Origin of the sequence: Crocosphaera sp. XPORK-15E (assembly GCF_034931425.1) — a bacterium.
GTDB lineage: Bacteria > Cyanobacteriota > Cyanobacteriia > Cyanobacteriales > Microcystaceae > UHCC-0190.
The window spans coordinates 1-22,750 of sequence record NZ_JAYGHQ010000027.1 but is presented as its reverse complement, the minus strand read 5'-3'; the positions used below and the strand labels follow the sequence as shown (position 1 = coordinate 22,750).

15 protein-coding genes and 1 pseudogene are annotated in these 22,750 nt (G+C 36.4%); 1 reads left to right on the top strand and 15 read right to left on the bottom strand.

Annotation, left to right across the window (positions count from 1 at the left end):
* The 9 genes and pseudogenes from VB691_RS22570 to pglX form a co-directional block, all read right to left on the bottom strand.
* A partial coding sequence (locus VB691_RS22570; protein ID WP_323293783.1) for a hypothetical protein occupies nucleotides 1–193 on the bottom strand: 193 nt, incomplete at its 3' end.
* Nucleotides 194–306: 113 nt separating this feature from the next.
* Nucleotides 307–561: pseudogene (locus VB691_RS22565) on the bottom strand (rhodanese-like domain-containing protein); the annotation flags it as partial.
* Nucleotides 562–942: 381 nt separating this feature from the next.
* Nucleotides 943–2,559 carry a ParB/RepB/Spo0J family partition protein gene (locus VB691_RS22560; RefSeq protein ID WP_323293782.1) on the bottom strand — a complete coding sequence of 539 codons (1,617 nt, stop codon included), beginning with the start codon at nucleotides 2,557–2,559 and terminating at the stop codon, nucleotides 943–945.
* Nucleotides 2,560–2,751: 192 nt separating this feature from the next.
* Nucleotides 2,752–3,507, bottom strand: a complete 756-nt coding sequence (locus tag VB691_RS22555) for a ParA family protein (RefSeq protein WP_323293781.1) — start codon at nucleotides 3,505–3,507, stop codon at nucleotides 2,752–2,754.
* A 225-nt stretch (nucleotides 3,508–3,732) separates the two neighbouring features.
* Nucleotides 3,733–5,766 (bottom strand): BREX system Lon protease-like protein BrxL, encoded by a 2,034-nt coding sequence (gene brxL / locus VB691_RS22550; protein WP_323293780.1) that lies wholly within the window; start codon nucleotides 5,764–5,766, stop codon nucleotides 3,733–3,735.
* A 148-nt stretch (nucleotides 5,767–5,914) separates the two neighbouring features.
* Nucleotides 5,915–8,425, bottom strand: coding sequence for a BREX-1 system phosphatase PglZ type A (pglZ, locus tag VB691_RS22545; protein WP_323293779.1), 2,511 nt, complete (start codon nucleotides 8,423–8,425; stop codon nucleotides 5,915–5,917).
* Nucleotides 8,426–8,427: 2 nt separating this feature from the next.
* Complete coding sequence (locus VB691_RS22540; protein WP_323293778.1) at nucleotides 8,428–10,140, bottom strand: DUF262 domain-containing HNH endonuclease family protein; 1,713 nt, start codon at nucleotides 10,138–10,140, stop codon at nucleotides 8,428–8,430.
* Complete coding sequence (locus VB691_RS22535) at nucleotides 10,130–10,294, bottom strand: element excision factor XisI family protein (protein ID WP_323293777.1); 165 nt, start codon at nucleotides 10,292–10,294, stop codon at nucleotides 10,130–10,132. Before VB691_RS22535 ends, VB691_RS22540 begins: the two co-directional genes overlap by 11 nt.
* A 3-nt stretch (nucleotides 10,295–10,297) precedes the next feature.
* A complete protein-coding gene (gene pglX, locus VB691_RS22530) occupies nucleotides 10,298–14,125 on the bottom strand; it encodes a BREX-1 system adenine-specific DNA-methyltransferase PglX (protein WP_323293776.1) in 3,828 nt (1,275 codons plus the stop codon).
* A gap of 48 nt (nucleotides 14,126–14,173) precedes the next feature.
* On the opposite strand from pglX, the gene VB691_RS22525 reads away from it, so the two are divergent.
* Nucleotides 14,174–15,016 (top strand): Rpn family recombination-promoting nuclease/putative transposase, encoded by an 843-nt coding sequence (locus VB691_RS22525; protein ID WP_323293775.1) that lies wholly within the window; start codon nucleotides 14,174–14,176, stop codon nucleotides 15,014–15,016.
* A gap of 24 nt (nucleotides 15,017–15,040) precedes the next feature.
* On the opposite strand, the gene VB691_RS22520 is transcribed toward VB691_RS22525, so the two are convergent.
* The 6 genes from VB691_RS22520 to VB691_RS22495 all read right to left on the bottom strand — a co-directional run bounded on the left by VB691_RS22520 (nucleotide 15,041) and on the right by VB691_RS22495 (nucleotide 22,709).
* Complete coding sequence (locus VB691_RS22520; protein ID WP_323293774.1) at nucleotides 15,041–15,526, bottom strand: hypothetical protein; 486 nt, start codon at nucleotides 15,524–15,526, stop codon at nucleotides 15,041–15,043.
* Nucleotides 15,523–16,587 (bottom strand): AAA family ATPase, encoded by a 1,065-nt coding sequence (locus VB691_RS22515; protein WP_323293773.1) that lies wholly within the window; start codon nucleotides 16,585–16,587, stop codon nucleotides 15,523–15,525. The genes VB691_RS22520 and VB691_RS22515 overlap by 4 nt, the downstream gene beginning before the upstream one ends.
* A 77-nt stretch (nucleotides 16,588–16,664) precedes the next feature.
* A complete protein-coding gene (brxC, locus tag VB691_RS22510) occupies nucleotides 16,665–20,210 on the bottom strand; it encodes a BREX system P-loop protein BrxC (protein WP_323293772.1) in 3,546 nt (1,181 codons plus the stop codon).
* A 13-nt stretch (nucleotides 20,211–20,223) separates the two neighbouring features.
* Nucleotides 20,224–20,832 (bottom strand): DUF1788 domain-containing protein, encoded by a 609-nt coding sequence (locus VB691_RS22505; RefSeq protein WP_323293771.1) that lies wholly within the window; start codon nucleotides 20,830–20,832, stop codon nucleotides 20,224–20,226.
* A 647-nt stretch (nucleotides 20,833–21,479) separates the two neighbouring features.
* Nucleotides 21,480–21,677 carry a hypothetical protein gene (locus tag VB691_RS22500; protein ID WP_323293770.1) on the bottom strand — a complete coding sequence of 66 codons (198 nt, stop codon included), beginning with the start codon at nucleotides 21,675–21,677 and terminating at the stop codon, nucleotides 21,480–21,482.
* A 216-nt stretch (nucleotides 21,678–21,893) separates the two neighbouring features.
* Nucleotides 21,894–22,709, bottom strand: a complete 816-nt coding sequence (locus VB691_RS22495) for a ParB N-terminal domain-containing protein (protein ID WP_323293769.1) — start codon at nucleotides 22,707–22,709, stop codon at nucleotides 21,894–21,896.
* Nucleotides 22,710–22,750 lie beyond the last annotated feature (41 nt).

Here is a 22,750-nt window from a genome sequence, read left to right as displayed (position 1 = left end):
AAATGTATTTAGTTTTTCGAGGAAATTCAAAAAGGGGAAAGAAGACAATACTATCAATAATTAACAATAAACTTAAACCAAAGAAATCTAAATATTGAGGTAAGTCGGTGGTTTTTAGAAAGATAAGGAATAAACAAACTCCAAGGAATCCAGCTAAGAAAATAAAGATTATTCTAAAGATATTAGTCGGCAAGAAATTGTCAAAGCCACCGCGCCGAAGGTCATGACCTCCGGCGCGATAATTTACATTTAACTGGTTAGTTGCGCGGATTTTTTACGCTGATGAATTAAGCAACAACGGTAGAATTAATTTCCTTCAAAGGGAAAACCCGCCCCTTTCCAAGCAGCCAAACCACCGATTAAGACCGCTACATTTTGATAACCTGCTTCTTTGAGCAAGGCCACGGCGGTTGCGGTTTCTTCGTCAGTAGAACCGTATATGTAAATATCCCGTACTAATTCGAGATTAAATAAAGCCCGCTCAACCAGTTCATTCATCGGGATTGAGACTGCACCAGTGATGTGGCTGCCGTTGAAAGCGTCTCTCGAACGCACATCAAGGAGAGTAAACGCGGGTTCACCCTAGTCAAGACGCTCCTTTAAGTCGAAGACGCGAGATTGAGATTTTAAAGGTTCAGGAATTGTAATCATAATAACTCTGTGTGTGATGGCTTTCCTTACAGTGTAACGAAATATAAACGTTTTGTAAATTTTTGTTGCAATACTCTTGACACCGATGCGGCGAAGCAATCTAGTGGTTATCCCCCCACATGAACAGAGCAAATATACCTCTGCTGATGCAGCTAACTAACCTCACGGCATTGAGAAATATCAAGATTCTTAAAAATAGCCATGTATCTACGAATGCCGCTAACTTAAGGTCTAAATATACGGCGAACACCACTGATTTATAAAGGTTTCAGTCTCTCCAAAAAGCTTAAGTTAGCGGCATTCGTCTATAGTGTTTTCTGAGTCGATGGGCAAGATTTCAGTGGTATTTGAAAACTCTGTTAAAAAAGACCGTTGTTCGTCGTCAATGGTTGCGTCTGGTGACACGAACCCTATATTTCCGCCGTCAAGGGGATCAGGCTGTTGGTTACTTACCGTATTAGTTATAGGCTTTGACCGGATAGTTTCTTGACTATTATTAGATAAAACTTCCTCTGTTTTCCTATTCAACTGATTAGTTGGCTCATGATTAGTTTCGTTGGAGGAGAATACATGATTATCAAAACTAAATAAATCCGGTTGTTGACTTTGCTGACCATTCTTATGAGCAGAATTTTGTGCAGTTTCTAATAGGAAAGTTTCATCAGAGTTAACTTGAGGATTGACTAATATTTCTGGGTTGTGAGACGTTCCCTCTTGGTTTAAATTTTTATCAGCCTCTTGTCTCTTGCCTTCTTCAACTTTTAGCTCATTGTCAAACTGATTAGATAAGACTTGATGATTATCTTCGGTTGACTGTTGAAAGTTTTGATGGGAAGCTTCTTTAATTTCCTCCTCTAAGAGTATTTTTTCCTCACTTGCTAGTTGATTAACCAGAGTGTCCTGGCTGTTTTCTAAAGGGTCAACGATCCCGCCAGATGGTTGACTAGAAGATATTTGAGACGGTGGGTTAATTTCTTCGTTCTCAGTTTCTGATAATATTGACTCAATTTTATCTAACCATTGCTGAATTTTCTTCCATTGTTTGGGCTGTTTCTCCCAGAGCTTACTTTTATTTAAGCGATGAGTCAAAGATTGTAGTTGAGTGTGAGTGGAGGGGGTTTCAGAGACATGGTTGATGGTTTTAATCCGTTGCCGAATCTCTGAGAGGGAGAGATTATGCTCTATGGCCTCATTCAATAAACTTGCTCTGCTTTCATCGTTTTTTAGTCTGGCGATCGTCTTGGCTTTGGTGTATTCAATCAAACCTTGACGTAGTGCTTCTAACACCTCCTCTGGTAACTTCAATAAAGGAAGACGATTACTGACAAAGGACTCCCATTCCATGCGTCCTAAATCATGAAATACCTGTTGCACCATGTTTATTTGCTCTTTACTGATAACGTTATCAGTAATTTTTTTTGCCACTAAATTCTGCATTTTGTAAAGCAGAGAACTAACGGCTGAAAGTTCAGTAAAATTAAGGTGATTAGCCAGAAGTTGCAGAATCGCTTCGGTTTCTTCGACGGGGTTTAAGTCTTCTCGTTGTAGGTTTTCCACCAGGGCGATTTCTAAGGCTTCGGAGTCGGTCAAGTCCCGAATGGTTACGGGAACAGTGTCAAGTTGGGCGGCGATCGCTGCACGATAACGTCGTTCTCCTGCCACTAATTCATAGATTCCATGTTGTGCGGAAATGGGGCGAACGAGGAGATTTTCTAAGATGCCGTAAGTTTTGACTGATTCAGTGAGTTGTTCTAGTTTTTGCGGGTCAAAGTAACGACGGGGTTGTGTTTCAGGCAGAACAATGGCGTTGAGTTTAATAGTTTGAGGGGGTAAGTCCGTTTCTTTGCTTCCAAAAAGAATGTCGAGATTAGCTTGTGCTTTATAGGGTTTATCGCTTTTAGGAGTCATTTCTGTGTTAGGAGGAGTTTTGTTATAGGGTGATAAGTCTTTGTAATTTCATCTCTATTTTAAAGGTTGGCTTTTAAATTGAGGTACATTTCTAATTACTGATAACGTTATCAGTAAATTTTTTTAGGACAATACCTAGATAATGGCAGAGGCAGATACAAGCAACAAATCCCCGTTTTTTCGCTTCTTAATTCAGGTTAATTGTTCTAAGTCGGCGGCTATGGTATCTAAATATTGTAAAGCTGTATTTTTCGGCTCGTAGATAGCTAAAGGGACTTGTTCTTCTGAAGCATCGACAAAAGCGGTTAAGCGAGGAATAGGATTATAAACTTTAGCAACTTGACCGTATTGCTCATGAATCGCTTTGAGGGTACGCTTATCTTGGGAGTTAGTGGAGGCAAAACGAGAAGGAATAAAGCCAGCAATTTGTAATGATTTATTGCCCCGTTTTTTGACTCTAGCAATGGTTTGTAAGAGTAAGTTAGTGCCTTGAAAGGCTTTAAAGTGAGTTTCGATGGGAATGAGAATATGGGTAGCAGCCACCAGACTGGTATAACTTAGTAATCCCAGACTGGGAGGACAGTCAATCAGGATAAAATCGTAGTCTTTTTGAAGGGGAATGATTGCGTCAGAAAGTCTGACTTCACGGAAATCAAGATTAACCAGTTGCATTTCTGCGGCACTGAGGGTAATGTTAGTGGGAGCAAGATCCATGCCGTGAATATCTTTGAGAATAAATAAGGGTTCTTCATTAATCAGTGCATCAAAGGGGGTTTTTTCTAGGGTTTCTGGGTCAACTCCCATAAAGATCGTTAGCGACGATTGAGGGTCAAGATCAATGAGAAGAACCCGATGGTTGCGTTGCTGAAGGTGGTAGCCCAAATTTAGGGTTAGGGTAGTTTTGCCAACCCCCCCCGCTTGATTAAACAGAGCGATGATTTTAGTCATGGATGATCAAGGTCAATCAAGGCTAACACGACTCTTTGAAGATTAGCATAGCATTTCTAATGAGCAATGAACGAACTGAGTGGCTCTAAATAGTTACTTTTCAATAATTAAAACTTTTGTATTATCAAACTAAATCTAGTCTTTTGGAAATGTCTAATAAACATCGACCGAACTTAACCTCAAACCCTTGTAGCATTGGGGTCAAATCTGGTCTTTTGGAGATGTCTAATGATCAACAAATTTTCTTTTACAGGTTATTTGACAAGCCTTACATAATCTTAACTGTTGAAGTCGATTGCTAAAAGAAAAGATATTATTCTTGTCATGTTGTTGAAACAGGTTAAGGCCTCGACTAAGAATAATCTGCCAGCCATGTGCGGTAATAATTTGGCAACTATCATCTTGGATTTTAGCAGAATCAACTTCCCAAGTTAGGTCAATTCCAACTGTTGAACAAGATTTAGCGATATTATTTAAAGCCTCATGTTGTGGTTTTACCTGAAACTCATCATCGGTGGTAATTAGGTGAATTAATATCTCTTCTTCTTCAGACTTAAACTTGATAACAGTTTCTAAAAACTCTATAAAATTATCTATCTGATGTGAGTTTTTAAGGTTGGGTTCTATAATAGTGAGTTGATTCACCTTTTGGATATAAGGGCCAAATAAGCGATCAAAGGTAATTCCTTTTTGGTTTTCATTAATTGTTATCGTTTGTTCTTTAAGGTTGTTATGACTGTTGAAATCTGGGGGTAAAGTTATTGTTGAGTCAAGGTTTTCTGTAGGAATAATCTTGTTGTAATATTGAGGATACTCCTGTTCTTCAAGAGTAACAACATCTTGGGAGTTTCCAGATTGATTGAGATAAGCAAAATGGACAGCAGGATAAGTAGAATCCATTCTAATCAACTGGTCTTTGACCCTTTTACGTCCTTCAATGGCAAATTGAAGAATTTTTTCCATTTCTTCTGATGTTGCCTCCCCGCAGGGAAAGATCAGTTTCATTAAACCCGAAAAAGTTTTATGAATGCTATCTCTATCCCTAGCCGAGATATCCGAAGTCAAAGAAAAGTATTTTTGATAACGATCTGAATAGTCATGGCTACGCAGGAATCTGAGAATTTCAGCCAGATAATCTACAACAAAGCCATAGCCGGAGGAAAACATTTCTCCTCGAATAATATCCATTTCCCAACCTGGAATATAAAAGTGAATACGGTCTAGAAAAGCAGAATCATAAAATTTTTGGGGTAAATTTGTGAATAAATCACTGTGTTTAAGCATATAAGGCACGGTATGTTGAGTATTACCCACAAATACTAAAGAAGATTCTGCTCCTAGTGTTTCAATTCCACGAGAAAAAGACTTGTTAGCCATATAATTTTTCATAATATCTACAAGAGCTTTCTCCACACGCTTTTGCTTTCCTGCAAATTCATCAAAAGCAACCACATCCCAATAGCCAACTAGACCAATTTTCCCTGTGGCGTTATTGACAAATAGTTTAGGAACAGTCACTTCTCCACCTGAAATTAAAATCCCATGAGGTGAAAATTCAGAATATATATGGGATTTCCCTGTTCCTTTGGGGCCTAATTCAATCAAATTATAATTACGCTCACAAAAAGGAATTAAACGAATAAGTTGAGTGAGCTTAGTTCTTCGACTCAAAAAATCTGGATTAAACCCCACACTTTGAATTAAAAGATTGATCCATTCGTCGGTGCTAAAATGTTGACGAGCTTCTAAATAATTATCAAAATTAAAGTCGGATAATTGAATGGGTTTTAGAGAGGATAAAAGCCAAGGACACGCTTTATTATTTTCTACAAATTCATATTCAATATCAGCAATAGACCACACTCCGCTAACAAGCAGTTTGGGATGGGCTTTGACGATACTTGAATCTACCAAAACTTTTTTAATACCTAAATTGGCAAAAGTAGCTTCATAAACATCTGCTTTATCGTTAAGAGTAACGCTAATTATATCAATAACTTTGTAACGTCCTTTCTCTTTGATATTGGAGCGAATTAATCCTGCTTCGTTACGATGAACATAATGCCTCCGTAAAATCTCTTTAACGGTTTCAATACCTGTTTGAATCGAGGCTTCATCATTGGTGGCACAATATTGTCCAAGTAGATATTCTAAAACATAGGAAGGAACAATAGCGTTGCCTTTGACTTCTTTAACGAGGTCTTTTCTGACAACTAATCCCTCAAAATACTGATTAATTTTTTGGTCAAGGTTACTCATACTTTAAGAGAAGTGGGAAGTGGAGAGTGGAGAGTGGAAAGTAGAGAGTGGAAAGTGGAGAGTGAGAATTAATAATCTACTTAATAGAAATTTTTTTGATAAGATTAGTCGTTTCCTTCTATCTAGTCATTTTAAATCTTAGACAAAATTAAAAATCAAAATCACTGGTGAACGAGCGACGGATAGTATATGAAACTGATTTATATTCTTCGTAATGGGAAGTATCAACTAATTTTTCTTCTAATCGTAAAAAGACCTCTTTGTTGTTAATTATATTGGCGTTACTGGTCAGGATAAATCTCACTTGAAATTCTCGTTCTCTTGGATTTTCCGAAGGAGAATCAAAAGTAAGGTCATGGAGATCAGAAATTAACTCTCCTGTTTGAGTATAGATACCCGCTTTAAGAATACGGGGTTGAACTTTGTCAGTGGCTGGTTCTTGTTGATAAAAAGTAACAGCTAATTGTCCTGATGTAATGGTTGAACTAGAATTACGAATAATTTCTACTTCTACCGTAGAAAGATCACCTCGTCTTTTTTTATTAACTTTAACTACAGGAATAATAATTTCTTGAAGGGTTGCACCTCCATGAACAAAACGACTCCCTGAACCTTTAATTCTTAGACGATTAATAGATTTAGGAATTTGCATTTCTAGTTCTCCTATTAAGCCGATATCTTCTACTTTAAATTTTCGTAGTCCGTCTGATTCTTTTAATCCTTCCCCAATCACAAAACGTCTATTTTCTTTGATAATTTTATGACCTTTTACTTCGACATTAGAAAAGTCACTATCGGCGATCGCACGATGTTGGTAGATAAATCCATGATCCGCCGTAATCAATAAGTTGCTGGCATTAGCCCCTGTCAGTTTTTTAATAAGAAGAATGAGTTCAGAAAAAGTGTCCTCAACAGCCTTAAATACTTGTTCTTCAGTGGCTAATTTATCTCCAATTTGATCAATCTGATTGTGATAAACATAAACCACATCATGCTCTCGAAATAGGGAACGACTCTCATCACGGTTTAACTTTAGTAACTCTTTTGCTTGAATAGCCGTTGCTTTTTTTTGTCTTTTTTCAAAGGCTTTCTCTAGTATTTTACGACGATTTACAGTGCCTTGGGAGCTTTGTTTATCCACATTAACAATCGCATTAGGATGATCAATAATTTCTAGAGTCTCATTGGGAAGAAGTGCGGCCATTCCCAGTTGAGTATAACTAGGTAACAGAGTAACAGCCGCGTCGAGGGTGGCTTCATAACGATCTTCTTGACGAATAAGACTTACTAATTCATCACCAATTTCATATCGTAAGGCATCAGAAATAATCACACAGACTTTTTTATCTTTTTTGAGGAAAGGTTCTACCCATTTCGAGAAGAAACGTCGCTGAGAAGGCAATTCAATCGTCTGCCATTGCCTAATACTATCTATCATGACTTGCCAATGATTATTAAGTTTTAAAAGATAGTGATTTGAATAAAGGTTTTCAATTTGTTCACTTAATTTTTCTGTCAGAGTGGGATTAGCAGATTTACTAATATGGAAAATAAATTTACGGTAGAGTTGGTCAATTTTAAACCAAGATTTGCAATATTTTTCAAAACCATCTTTGATAGATTCGATTGATAAGTTAGCTTCATCTAAGACATGAATAAACTGCGAGGCATAGTTAATAGCTTCATAAAAATGTTCAAATTCTCGATACCAATGTCCTTGTTTCCGTTGACGGACAATATTATTTGTTACTTCATTAGTCGCAATGGTTCGATCACTAACGGCTTGAACGAGATCATGAATAATTTTTTGGTCAATTAAGCGAAAATAGTCAATTTCGAGAAGTTCTTGATAATATCGCTGGTTAAGTTTTTCTTCAATTTTGAGATTTTCGGCACACTGATGAGATAAGCTTTCAAAAGATTGTTCAAATTGACGGCTATCTTTCCATCTTTTGAGAAAAACAAGGGCATCTTCTGTTAGTTTCCCCTCTCCATCTATGGCAATTGTATAACATGATTTAAAGAGTTCTATGACAAAATCTTTGATACTTAATTGTTCGGAACTGTAGCCATAAACTTGTTTCATTTGTTGCCAAAGAAATTCTGTTAATTGAGTGCGATCGCAGAGTTTAAATTTTTTGTCACGTTCTTGGGAATATTCTTCTAATAGTCGTTCTAAAATAGAATCTAGTCGCGGTTCGGCGGCGGTGCAGATGGCTAACATTTTTAGCCGAATGGCGGTTTTTGTATCATGAGGGTGAAGTAACTGTTTTAGGGCTTCTCGACGTTCACTAGACCGAAAAAATTCACTATGAGGCTCAACGACATCGACAAATTCTAGTCCTAATTCTAATTCTGTCAGCCAAAGGGATACTTGATCTGTGCTAAATTTTCCCTGTGCTAATTGTATGTCTAGCAACCAGTTATCTAAATAATCCGGTTCTTTTCCTTCATGATACAGCAGAAATTTTTGTTGAGGTTTTTCTCGTAAAATTCGGTATTTTATACCAAATTCATGATTGTTAATCTCAATTTTTTCAATGTCCTCTAATTCTAATTTCTCGAAATCTGAGCGTAACTCTTTTTCGGTGTCATACCAGAAAACAATACGATGACGCTCAAATAGTTTATGTAGTGCTTGACTGATATTTTTATCCAAAATTAACCCCCAAAGTCGATACGCCAGATATTAGTGGCGACTTTAGCTAACTGTTTTTGCCGAGATTCGATCTTTTGTCCATCCCATGTGTCGTAATGTTTGGCGATCGCCCTGGTGATCTCAAAATCACTTTGTTGATAAACTTTTCGTTTAACACAATAGTCTCCATTCCCTAATTCTCGGTTACGGGCAGTTTCTAAGGGGGTCATATTTCCTAAACGATAAATAAGACGGTCTTGTTGGGTTTCTTCGATATAATTCCACACTAGATCTGGATTTTCAGGAAGAATATGTTCTAGATTATAAGTGGCACTTTCAAAATCAAAGGCGTGTTCATACCGTTGTTTTTCGATTTCAAACAAAATATAACGGACGATTTTTTTATTGCGACTACTGGTGGTGCGTAGCTCTTTTTCGGAGAAAGCTGCCTGAAATGGGATATCTTCTGGATATAGCTCTCGCAATGCCTCTAAAACGTCTCGATAGGTGTTGTAATTTCCTTGAGAGGTTTTGCAAGCAATTTCATTATACAGCCCTTCCTGCTCATTACTGGGCAAGCTACAGATGATATTGTAGCGAAAGGAGATAATTGAGATCGCTCCTAGAATTTTGCGAAAAGACTGACGTTCTGTTGCAAAAAAACGCTCATAGCAACTTATCAGCATCGTTAGGGGTTGACGCACACTAAACATTTGTAATTGTCTTAAGGCTTCTTTTTCGGCTTTTTCCCAGCGTTCATCCTGGGCATCTCGTAGTGCAGCGTAAATTTCTGCTGAAAGATCCAAATCTCTGACTAATTTAAAGGCTTGTTCACGGGTGGTAATTTGACGGCGAATGGTTTTAAATAAATCGGATTTTCTGACTAATTTATGGCGACTATTCCAATAAACTCGCAAAAATTCGGGAAAGCTTTCACTTCCTAATAATCCTACTATTCGTTCCCAACGATCTTCGAGAGATTTTAACTCATTTTCATGGGTTTGGGCGGTGCTAATTAAGGAAAATAGGTAGTTTTTCAGTAAATCAGTAGCAGATAGGCGCACACCCCGCGCATTAAGGGTTTCAAAGACTTTAAAGGCGTTTAGTTGATCGGTAACGGTAATAACGGTAAAAAATAGCTTATCTACCAGAGAATCAATAAAGGCGGCTAACTGTTCGCCACTATTAGACTGTGTGCCTAATTTTGTCTTAAAACGACTTTTAAACCATTCAAAGGCTTGGCGTAACAAGTGTTCTGACGCATTTAACCCTCGACGGGGTAGGGGTTCAAGGGGAACGAGATAAGTTTGATAAAAGCGATTATTATGGCGATTAAGTGCTAATTTTGAGCGAGGAACAAGGCTTACGGGGTCAACATAACCAATATAACTATTTTGCAATTGTTCTTTGCGGCGACGGTTTCTGTCTGCATCAAGATTGGCATTTACTAGGTCTTCTAAATAGGCTAACCCTGCGAGAATCATGATACTGAGGGTGGTCATTCGTTGTTGTCCATCAATAATATCAAATTGTTTATTGTTAGAGGACTGTAGGACTAAATAACCCATATAATGGGCTGGTTCGCCGTCTTCTTCAAATAATCCGAGAATATCTTGCCATAAGTCATCCCATTCATCTTCTGTCCATGAATAATCTCGTTGAAAGGGGGGGACATGGTAAATAAGTCCATTACCCAGAAGTTGGCGAAAGGTGAGGTTAGAAGTATTAAAGTTCATGATGCCAACCTGTTTCAATGAGAAGGTAATGATCTTTAGTTTCATCAATGACTAATTGAATCTCACTTTCGAGATCTGAACCAAGAAAGTTTAGATAATTTTCTAAGACTTTAATAATAGTTTGTTTGAGATTAATTTGATTTAAAATATCCATAGTTTAACTTAATCCTGTTACATTTTTCAGGGCTTTACCAAATTTTTCATAGTTGACTTTTACCCCATCATCAAGGTCAATTTCTTTTTGTTCTATGGCTAAAGGATAGAGGATTTCTTGTTCATAATCTTCTAATTCTCTGAGCATTTTTTTGATCTGTTCGGTTTCTCTTAATGCTTTGGTTTTTTCTGTTTTTGAAGCACTAGCACTAATTTCAATTTGTTTTAGGGTTTCTAGTCTTGCTTGTAGTTTTGTACGAAATTCCCGTAGATAATTATTAAGGACTATATTAACGGTATTAGGGCGATAACGATGGAGATAGATTAAGGCGTTAAATGTTCCTCTTGGGCTACTAAATAACCAATAAATCGGGCGTTTTTTATAGCGTTTAACATGGTCATTATAAAAGTCTTTAACAAAGTATTTTTCGATGTCTTTATTGATGGCTTCTTCGATAAAGTTTAGGTTTTGTTGATAGTTTTCTTCCCCAAAGGTAACACGCAGAAATTGACGGAATTGTTCGGTTATATCATCGGTAAACCAGTCACCTTCAAGGATGGGGATAACGTTGGTTTCTGTTGGAGTAAATGCAGGGGTTAGTTTAGGGGTTAGTTCTTCTTCTGCTAATCTCTGGCTACTAATTTCTAATTCCTCATTGACAATTCTATAATAGTCTTCAATAGTGTCGCCTTGGTTGGCTAAAATTAAGCTTTCTTTATCTAGGGAATAACGCCCAAACATACAACCCACTGCATAAGAGATAAATTCTTTGATGGTATCTGCTAGGAGTAAGTTTTCTAGTTCTTCTTGGGGTTTATCGCTGTTATAACGATAATGGGGGTTACAGGTTAAGGTGATTTCTTTTAAGGGAACATCGGGGGTTAATTCGTCTTGTAGTCCATAAGCTTCGATAAATATACGGTTATTTTCTTCTTCTAGTTTCTGCATTTCTAAGGTCATTTCTTGCCATTGTTGGCGTAGGGTTTGATAGGTTTCTTTTAGGGGAGTTTTGACGGGTAAGCGGGGAGTCTTTTCTTTATTTCTACTATCAATTATAAACTGTCCACTATTCGCTTCTTCTTTACTGTCCACTCTCCACTCTCCACTCTCCACTCTTAAAAGCGGAAAGGTTGTAAAATTCCATGATGTTTCGTATGAGTTCCAGTCAATTTCTGCAAAATCAATTAACAATTTTATCAAAAGTTTAACATCTAATACGATAAACTCTGGGGATTTCAACGGGATTTTTTTTAAATCTCCAACCTGAAAATTTAGAGTAGGATTTAATGTTTTGAGTAATAATTCTGTTAATTTACTATTCAGTAAACCTAAAAAGTAAGTATTTAATTGCTTAGGAGGAAATGCCTTAGACCCCCCCACATCAAAAATACCCCCCACTGGCGAAAATCTAGCACTAAATTTAGCACTGGTTATTAACCCCCAAGTTATTCCCTCTTTAAAATAATGTTTTTCAGAACGCGGAATATTAGGATTTTTTCCAATTAAAGCTTTGCGAATTGCTTCTCCATCATTCTTCCAATTTACAAGATCTGTTTCATTCCCGTACCATTTTCTGAAACCCCCTCCTTTAGAATATGGAAACCATTTTCCACCTGACTCTAAAGCCTCACTTTTATTTTTGCAATTAAAAACAATTGTATTAAAATTAACCTCTACCCAAAATTTTGTAAAAAGGTCATTATTAGTCGTTCCTAATCCTTGACGGGGTGTAGCATAACTTTCAAAAACCTTATCTGAAGTAAAAATATCTCTAACTCTATCACTTACCCAATAAGCGATCGTACATCCCGGAATCTTCTTAAAATCACTCGCAGAAGCCCGATAAAACCAACCACAATTAGGATTTTTTATCGCTTCTAATGCTTTAGGGGCTTGATTATCTGCCCCTCTAAAATCGGATAATTTAATATATCCACCTTTTAATTGAGGTTTATAAGAATTTTCCAGAGTAAAAGTACAAATAGGAACAGTTGCACCTTCAAAACCAGAATATTCAAGCTGAATTAATGAAGTAAGTGTTTTTTGATTAATTAAAAATTCTCGTAACTTTTCATAAGAAGAAATAAACATCCAAACGAACGGAGTCATAAATCCAAGTTGACCCTTTGATAAAGTTAATTCAGTATTACGAGTTATAAACGCCGAAAATAAATCAGATTTTACATCACTATAATTATCCTGTAAAAAAGCCTTTAACCGATTATTCATACCCTTACCACCCATATAAGGAGGATTAGCAACAACAATGTGATACTTAGGGCTTAAAAAATCAGCCTGAGTTAACACATCCATCACCTTTTCATGGGTCTTATATAACAATAACTGACTTTCTACATTTCGCTTCTTTAATAACCCTATCATCCCCTGTACATCTGTCACCGTAGGACGAATTAACGCCCCAAAATTATCAGCTTCATTAAACTCCTGTAAAGTCTCTAATAAAGGTGCAGTAAACAAATCTCGCCCCACAAAATCCAGATAAGACGATAACTCATCCTTAGAAAATTCAACCTTTTTCAACACACAAATCTGGGGTTGAATCGGTTTACGAAAAAACCGTCTTTGCTTCTCCCTAGCCTTCATTGTTAACGCAAACGCCGCCAAACTTCCTGCCCGTTCATCAATTTCAATGCCATAAAGATTATGAGTTAAAATCTTTGTAGGAATCTCACTGGGTGTATAACCTTCTTCCTCATAAATAGCATAAAGTAAATCAAAAGCATAGACTAAAATATGTCCTGAACCACAAGCAGGGTCACAAATTTTTAAATCTTCAGGAGAATTGATTTTTAAGTAATCTTCATCACTCTCCCCCCTTTTTAAATAATCTTCATCAGACTCCCCTCTTTTAAAAGAATCTTCATCAGACTCCCTTCTTTTTAAAGAATCTTCATCAGACTCCCCCCTTTTTAAAGAATCTTCATCAAACTCCCCCCTTTTTAAAGAATCTTCATCAAACTCCCCCCTTTTTAAGGGGGGTTGGGGGGGATCATTTTCTGGCTTAATATAATAATCCATAACTTTAATTAAACGAGAATGAGGATGATTTAACATCCATAAACGCCCCAAAGAATTTTCTACTAAATAACGAACAATCCAATGAGGAGTAAATAACTGAGTAGCAGCCGGAATATTTTCGGGTGTGATTTTTTTATTCTTTTTAAGAGCCTCAAAAACCTCATCTTTCTTCTCAGAAATATAAAACTGATATAACCATCCAATAACCTCCACACTCTCACAATTTTCAGGAGTCATTGCCTCACGAGTATAAGCCAAAATTGAATTACCCGACAGCAAATCATCTGGCATTAATAACTCCGTATAATCATCAATTCGCTCAAACAAATAAGGCATTACCTGATGATAATAATTACAGACTGCTACAATTAATAAACGATAGACCTCCCCTTGAGCATCAGGACTGGGTGCAGTACCGCTTAATAAGTCAAAAATCTGCTGTTGTCCCTGTGAAGATAGCATATCCTCATCAATATGCCCCATTTTTGCCTCAGCCAAGATTTCAGGCTGAAATTGCCCCACAGCAGGAGATATAACCCCAATGGAGTTATAACGGTTACTATCCATAAACCGTAAAGCACAAAAACGGTTAAACCAAGTGTAAGCAACCTGTTCAATAACCTGTTCTTTACCAGAAATTTCGATTTTTTCCGCTAACTTGTTAACAGCTTCAGGATTTTCTCGTCTTGCTGCACTATTTTGAGCTAATACTACCCCAATCTTGGTCGTTACCTGTTCCCTGAGATAACGACGAGCATACTGAGCGAATTTTTTGAGTCTTGATGTATCCATACATTAATTTTATCCTAAAAGATATTAACAACGGTTCTAATTTGATTTATGGCAAAACCAGCTGATATTGGAAGTAAAAGATTAATCAGTTTATCTCCGACCCCTTGGGTACAATGGGTAATGGAAACCTCAGAGGTTCAAGCAAGAGAAATTATTACCACAGAATTTCAATGGGTGAATCGAGATACGGATGTTTTGATTCGTGCCTATACTCCCACCGATGGAGAATTTCTGGTACTTAATGAACTGCAACTGCGCTATACTGCCAAAATGCCTCAGCGTATGACAGCTTATGCCGCTTTAGCAAGGGAAAAATTTAATTTACCTGTTTATCCTGTTCTCATTAATATTTTAGAACCCAGTGGTAACAGGGAGATTGCTACTTCCTATCAGTCTCATTTTCGAGGTTTACAAGTTCAACAAGATTATCATGTCATCAATCTTTGGGAAGTGCCAGTAGAACAAGTTTTTAATCAATCTCTCAATTCTCTACTGCCTTTTACGCCCATTCTCAAAGGAGGTAATCAAGAAACTATTATCAGACAAGCATTACAAATGTTACGTTCTGATGAACAATTAAATGAATTAGAGCCATTAATGGCTTTTTTTGCTAGTTTTGTCTTAGAGATTCCCTTAGTTCAACAAATTATGAGGTGGGATATGGCTGTTTTAGAACAATCTCCTTGGTATCAAGAAATTTTAAACCGAGGACGTAAACAAGAACTCATTAAAGGTATTGCATTAGGATTAGAACTCAAATTTGGTTCTCAAGGATTAGAATTAATGTCAGAAATTCGTTCCCTTGAAAATGTAGAATTACTCGATCAAATTTTAGAAACAATTAGAACCGCTAATAACTTAATCGAATTACGACAAATTTATCAACAATGATGATAGTTAAAAAGAGCAAATTTGTCAAAATAATCTTGTTACAGGCCATAATCTAAATCGCTGATTCCACAGTTCAAAATTAAACACACTACAACTATTACAAATTTCTTGATTCCATCTTATCTCTGCTTTCCCAACAGGGATTTGCCGACGTAATTCCTTATTCATACGAGATAAAAGAGGAGTCTCTAATTCTAGCAAACAGAGATATTTAATGGGTTTATCAATTTTATTTTCACCCCACCGATATAGCCAAGTATCTCGATATTTATACTTCAGAATTTCTCGTAAATGATTAAAAGGTGTTGAATTTTGATATTGTTCTGGTTCATGAAAAGCTTTAACCTCAATAAACAAGTAATAATCTGTCAATTCGACAATTATATCTACCGCTTTCATCGCATGACTTAAACCGTGATAATGAGATTTATTTCTATCTGTTTCATCAAAAATAAAAACATCTAAAGCGTCAGTAAAATCAAACTCGAAACCATCACAAATTATTCTCACCTTCCCAAATCTCCCATTGTTTTATCTAATTCTGCATTAATTAATGCCTCAAAAGCCTCATCAATTGGATTAGGGTAAATTTCCAGATATTCCTTGGTACTATGAACTTTTAATTCCTTATTTTCTGGTTCTCGATAGAGACTATGATAAATAATCTCATCTTCTTGCTGTTCATCTATTAGTAAATCAAACCATTTTAAAGACACATAATCATGAGTAGCTATAATGATTTGTTGACCATTACGAGATAATTCTAATAAAATTTTTACTAATAACTTCATTAATTTAGGGTTGATACTTCCTTCGGGTTCATCCCAAAATAAGGCCCCACTAATACCAGGTTGAATTGCTCCTGTTTCTAATAACCGAGATAATATTCCAATCTTACGAAACCCTTCAGCGATCGCATTAGCAGAATATTCTATATTTTTAACTTTAAAATTTACCCTACCTCCTCCATAAAAGATAAACTTTCCACCACAGATACTTTCAATTTCTTCAATGGCCCATTTGGATTTTTCATGAAGATTTTCAGAACGGATAACAGGTAAATCTAGAAGTGACCAAATATCTCGATAGGTTTCATCAAAAGTCATTTTATACCTATCGTAAAGACTAAGCATTCCCTCCATAAAGGATAAACTTTCTTTGGTAGGAATAAAAACAGGAATTTTTTGATATTGCTTATAATTTTGATTCTCCATAATATTCACAAATTGGGAGTTATTAAAAAAACTAATTTTCAGCATTTGCTCTAGAGAAAAATTAATAGTACATTCTGCCTTTTCTTCTGCTCCTGTGTGATGAAGTTTTCCTAATTTATTATCTAAAGGAAGAAAAAGACGGATTAATCGCTCAGTTAAAAAATTCTTTAAATCTGACGCTTCAACTGACGATTGCTTACTAAAAAGTTTGTAACCAGAACTTAAAGTATAAGCAGCTTTCAATAAATGAGTTTTACCCGTCCCATTTTCCCCTATAATGACATTAATCTTCGGAGAAAAATCGATTTCTAAGCTGCGAAAGGCTGTAAAGTTTTTAAGTTCTAATGATGTAATCATCTTTTCATCTTCCTAAAGAATTCCGAACTCCCTATATCATAGTAAATAGTTGCTCTCCACTGCCCATTTCCCACTCTTTAAATTTGAATTCGTTTACCTTGCTTAATTTCTGTCATTAAAGCCTCACGCATCGCTACTAAATAATCCTCCACATCTGTTTCATCTGCCAGCCATGCTTTATTAAAATTAACCTTAATAATTTGACTAGATACATATTGAGTATTTGACTCTTTAACCCGACTTGTTTTTCCTGATGACGAAGAAACAGTATATTTTTCGTTAGATTGATTCTCACTAACAGAATTTTCTTCAGCCCAGTTAGTCATTTTTGAGAGTAACTGAGCATAAGTATCTGTTTTAAACTGTTGACAGGTACTGCGAATCACCGCAATCAAATATTCTTGAGCAATAGAATCACAACAATCCTCAAAAGATTGGAGTATTTCTTGCAGTTGTTCAGAGGAAAGTTGAGAAAACTCCGCCATATTACTCATGCGTTCTTGTAACACTCTGATTTCTGCGAGTGCTTGTTCAATTTCCGTCTTAACTTGTATTGATATTTCGGCTGTTACCGACTCCACTAAACCCTTAACTTGCTGCATTCGATTTCCTTTGAAGCATTGAGAATCTGCCAGAGCCGTTATTATTGGAGATAACTTATCGCTAATAATATAATTAAAATTAGGCTTTTGAGACTCTAAAAACTGTTGAGCATCATCATAAATATGTTTTTGTCCTCCCTGCATAAAACTCCGAATTGGATCTATCACATCCTCTTTAATTTCTAATAATTCATCCTCTTGACGAGATAAATCCGTTAGATACCAATCATAGGGTTTACTATAAATATCATTGATGGTTTGAAGAACAGGTTCTAAAGTTGATAAAAAAGGATATTTTTCCACTTCTAAAAGTTGTTCTTGAATAAACTGCCTAAGTTCCTTAAATCCTTCTTTTGTTTTCTGATAAATTATTTTTGGTTCATTATCTCCACAAGGTTGAGCAAAAAAATCCTCATAAAAATCCTTAAGTTTTCGTACCTGCGAAGATGTAAATTCTTGCTGTGGCTGTAATAAAACATTATTGTAATTACCAGAATTACTAATGGCTTCAACTAATGCCTCAGCTTCTAATAAATTGCCCTCTGTTTGCACTTCTAGCTTCCCTCTAGCACAGAGTTTAGCCACCATACATAACATTGCCCCCTCACTCCAACCATAGGGTTTACGTTCAAAATGTTCCTTAAGAGACTTCATTGAAGTACGCAACCCCCGTTTCTCGTTCATTTGAATAAAGCTGAAAACCTCTTTTTCTGGTTCACTCAAAGGGTTTACATCGTTAGCAAACAAACTTTCTTGAGAATGTTGCAGAAAATCATTAACTTGTTCTGCTTTGTAAGTCACCCCTGCCAACATTTTTAAATGGGGATAAACACGACTAATTAACTTCTGAAATCCTGAAATAATACGGATTTGAGCATCATTACTACTAATGTCTAACTCAGTTCCTGCGACAAATAATTTGGCTTTTCCTAATAAACTTTTAACCTTGTTTTTAATCTCACCATAACGTTGTTCATTGCTTTGGTTTTTTTGATTTAAAATACTTTTAACTGCTTCGTGCTGAGTCACAGAGATATTCTGTTGATAATATTTTTCGGTTTTTTTATACATTATAAAATCACTCACGAAACGGTCATCAGAAGGAATAATAATTAATAACTCATCTCGTCCCATATTATCCATCTGTAACGCTGTTTCTTGTTCATGTTGCCCAGAAAAGGGGGTAATCACTTGAATGCTTAATTCATATTCCCGTTTATAAAGTGTCCCATCAATTTTACGGGAGTAGGGATAATCTTGTGTGCCATCCCCATTGCGAATTTTTGAATTTTTTATAATCTCATCAAAAATTAATCTATTTAATTCTTCTAAAACCTTACTCACTTCAACTTCTGTATTTTTAATTTCCTGCTCAATATCTTTTTCCTTATCCGTTAAATATTCGTATAACTCACCTGTTCGCTGAATATAAGTTTGCTGTTCTAGTAAGTTTAAAGCTTCTTGAACTTGATTTCTCAAGGCTGAAATATCCTGCTCAAATTCTTCTAACATTAAAATAGATAAATTATGTAAATTAGCCTTAAATCCTTCTACATATTTAACCAAAAATAACGCCTTGAGCAGACGGACAGCAAAAGGATTATTGAGATTATCTTCGGCGAGAATAATGGCACTCTGAATATTAGATTTCAACGTTGAACGAATTCCTTGAAACATTAAATCAAAAGTCGCTAAACCACCAATGTCCTGTCCTTCAATAGAGATAGCAACCTCTTGGAAAACTCCCAACATTGAACGTTCCCCCACCGAACTATGTTTTCCTTCAAACGCATTATGTTGGGACAGCCCGCGAATAGCGGACTGGAAAAGGGTAAACTGATAAGGAATAAAAGGATAACACTGAATAAAATGGTCTTTATCTTGGAAATTACGGTAATCCGTCGAGCCATCCGTAAAACGAAACAATGTGGGTAAATTGTGCTGTTGTTGCTCAAAAATCTCTGAAAGGAGTCTAATACCTTCCTCATTTTTCAGCAACAGACGTTTTTGGATAACTTCTGCCACATCACGGCTGGTTAATTTCATGCGATTGGCAAAACGGTCTTGAATTTTGGAAAAATCCTTAGTTTGATGATTTCCCATTTCTCCTAATACCGTTTCCATATCTTCTTGTGCAGTAACAACCACCCAAGCACGGCCTTGACATTTAGTAGCTAAACTTTCAGCAATGGTTTGAAGATTGGTCATTAGTTTGACATTTTCTGCGATATATTGTCCCACCTCATCTACAAAAAAATTAAGCCGAAAATTAGGGGATTGTTTATCAATAAAAGCTTTAACTTCTTTAGCAAAGCCTTCTATCGATAGCTTATAATCCTGACGATACTGATCTAAAATCCCTTTTGAATCTTCTACAGTTTCCCCTGTTATTTCAGCATAAGCAACGGCAATATTTTTCTTCTCTAAAAGCACCTGTTCCCGTCCTCGTTCCCAAGGTTTTCCAGAAACCTTTTCATAGGCTATTTGGAATTCACCATAGAGTTCTCGACTATCTAAATCTTTTTCAAACTGAGCAATATAGCCTTGTTTTCCATAATAACCGCAAGCTTCATTAAATACTTTAAAAAAGACAGATAATAAGGCATCAAACGCCGTTTTACTGGTAACATCCGCCTTTTGGTCAATATTAAAGAGAATACTTTTAGAAGGAATAGTAACGGCTCGTTTTAAATCACCCTGTAGAATTTTATTATCTTGACATTTAGGCAAAAATCTATCAATAACCGGACTATTTTTTACCCTACGATTTTCTAACAACAACGCCAAAATTTTCAATAGATGGGATTTACCAGAGCCAAAAAAACCAGATATCCAGACTCCATTGACCCCTGTATAGTTGTTGTAAGCTTCTAAAAAAGTTTCTAATCGTTTTTCTACTTCATTAGTGAGAACATACTCTTCAAGTTCAATATGGAGACTAACCTCATCATTAGCATCAGCTTTAATTACCCCTTCAATGGGACGATCTACTTGCTGATTAAAAATAGTTCTTAACTTCATGATACTTTTTTCCTTAAACTTTGTATTCGTAAATGTTGAATGCCCGATAATATTTGTCATCCTGTAAAAGTCCAAATAAATCGAGGGAAGCTCCCGACTCCAGAGAATGGGTATATTTCCCTGGAAAAAACATTACAGTCGGTTTATCTTTAGCTGTACTTTGTAGATTATTGAGAACATTATGGGAGCGAATATAAGGAAAAACTTCACCAACCCCTGATAAGAATAGAATATCGAATTCACTGTCCTGAAGGATTTTAGAAATAGTAGGAATTAGATGCTCCTCAGAATCCAATACATTTTGTAAAAGTTCCTTTAATTCCCCTTTAGATACCGACGATTCTATCTCAAGAATTTGCTCAAATATTTCCCGTTTTTGGAGCAATTTAAGAGAAAGATCATAGAGGTTAATTTCTAGTACACGAACTCCTTTCTGATGCAATTGCTTAATCAGTTGCTTTTGAATAAGTTCCATATTCATACTTTCTTGAGGTTGATAGGGGCAGATAAAAAAGGGAACTTCATTACCAATCCCCTGCTTTTGAAGAAATCGATTCCCCGACATCACCGATAATAAATGTTCAAATCTCTCGCTTAATTGTTTAGTTTCTAGAGAAGACATTTAAGTTCCTATAGATTGATTTTGAAGTCATATACTGTGAACAGTAATAATTTAGGTTTGAATGTTTCCTTAGTATTCCCAATTAATGCCGTCAACTTAACAATGCGCTAAAAAATACCCCATTGCCAACGCCTCGAAATAGAGATATTTTAATAATAACGTCTTGAGTTATCGAAAACCAGAATTATCAGTAGTATATAAGTGGAATCGAGGGGCAGTTCTAGGAGGAAGTTGGATGAGAGAAGGACTCTGATTTTCTTCCGCCATTGGAGATACTTTTAATGGTCTATCAGCTAAACTGGTCAACAAGCTTATTTTCTCCGTTTTTGGTTCTTCTTTTAGTATTCCCAGAAATTACAGAAATGTCACGGAGAAGGATCGCTGTTTTCTGTGATTCAGATCACATTTATGAAAAAAAAGCAAAATAAATAAATTCTTACAGAGTTCTAGTTCAGATTTCCTTCAACAAATTGTAATAATCTTTCTTCAAACTCAGTCAACCAAGTCCGATCTATTCTCCATAAACTGGACAATATGGACTGCGGTAATAACAAGCAGCACCGCCTGCACCTCTTAAATCGGGGTTATCTTTAACTATAATGGTGGCCACTTCACCAATGTTAATTTGTAAAGACTTTGCTGTTAAATTATCCGTCTAATAACCCCAATCGTTTAATCATCTCTGGTTTATAGTAAGCGATCGCCTTAACGGCCGCTTCGACTTGAGCCTCGCTCATATACTCAATGTTACTCAAAAAAGCGATCAATATCTCATCGGTAGTGACTTTGATAGTAGTATCTGTCAACGCCTCATCTTGAGTTTTACCAATATTAGCAGTGTTCATTGTGGCGATGGTTCTGTGCTTGGTTCGATAAATCCGCAGGTCGTCACTGGATGATTCCCCAGTTAAAGATTGTGAACTTTTGTTACTGATAACGTTATCAGTGAGAGATGGAGAATTGTCACTGATAACGTTATCAGTGAGGGTCTTTCGTAACTTAGAGATAAAGGGTTGAGAAACCTTACACTGTCGGGCAATTGCCCGATCGCTCCACTGTTTTCATTCAGGGTCATTGAGTAAAGTCAACACAGCCCTGTGTTTATCAGCCCGTGACCTCGGCAAAGCGGGTTTATGGTCAGCATTAGCCCCAACTGAATAGAGTACAGCATCTCGTCTTGAACCCTGATGAACTATAGCCCTAATAGTCGGTTCTTCTTGGTTTCGGTGGGCATTCCAACGATGAAACCCGTCAGCTAACCAATAATTTGTACCATCATAGAAGACAACGACTGGCTCAATTTCCTGACCATTCTCCATCTGTTCTTCAAGGCGTTTGATATGGTGTATGTCAATTTTCGTCCTGGGTTGAGTTCCCCCATCTCTACGGACTTCTTCTAAATCTAAATGGATGATTTCATGATTTGCGTCCGTTAGGTCAGATGCGGAGTTTTGAAGAAAAGTCGCAGATAAAGGTTCACTATTTGAAGTTTCAGGGGATTCAACGATTTCTATTTCTGTTGTTGATTGTTGATGGTCAGTTTTGTAGTCTATCTCTGATGTTTTCGTAACCATTTTTTCTGCTATTTCATTCACAAATATTTCCTTCATTTCTGACATAGTTCCCCCCTCATCTTTATTTGATAAAGCCTCATCAAATTCAGTAAAAACAACAGAATTTAACTGATTAATTTGTAGAGTTAAATCAAGGATTTCACTACGTCTTTTTCCCTGGGCCTTTTTAACTAATGGTTGAGGGTAATTAGTGATTAATTCAAGCTGTTGCTCAAGTTCTCCTAACCGCTTCTGTACAATAACTTTTGTATCCTGGGGTTTGAGAAAAGTCGCTGTTATTACATGGGGTGCATTATCTTTCATGGTTTAATGCCTGTGGTGTGTGGGAAGGCAGAGAACCAAGT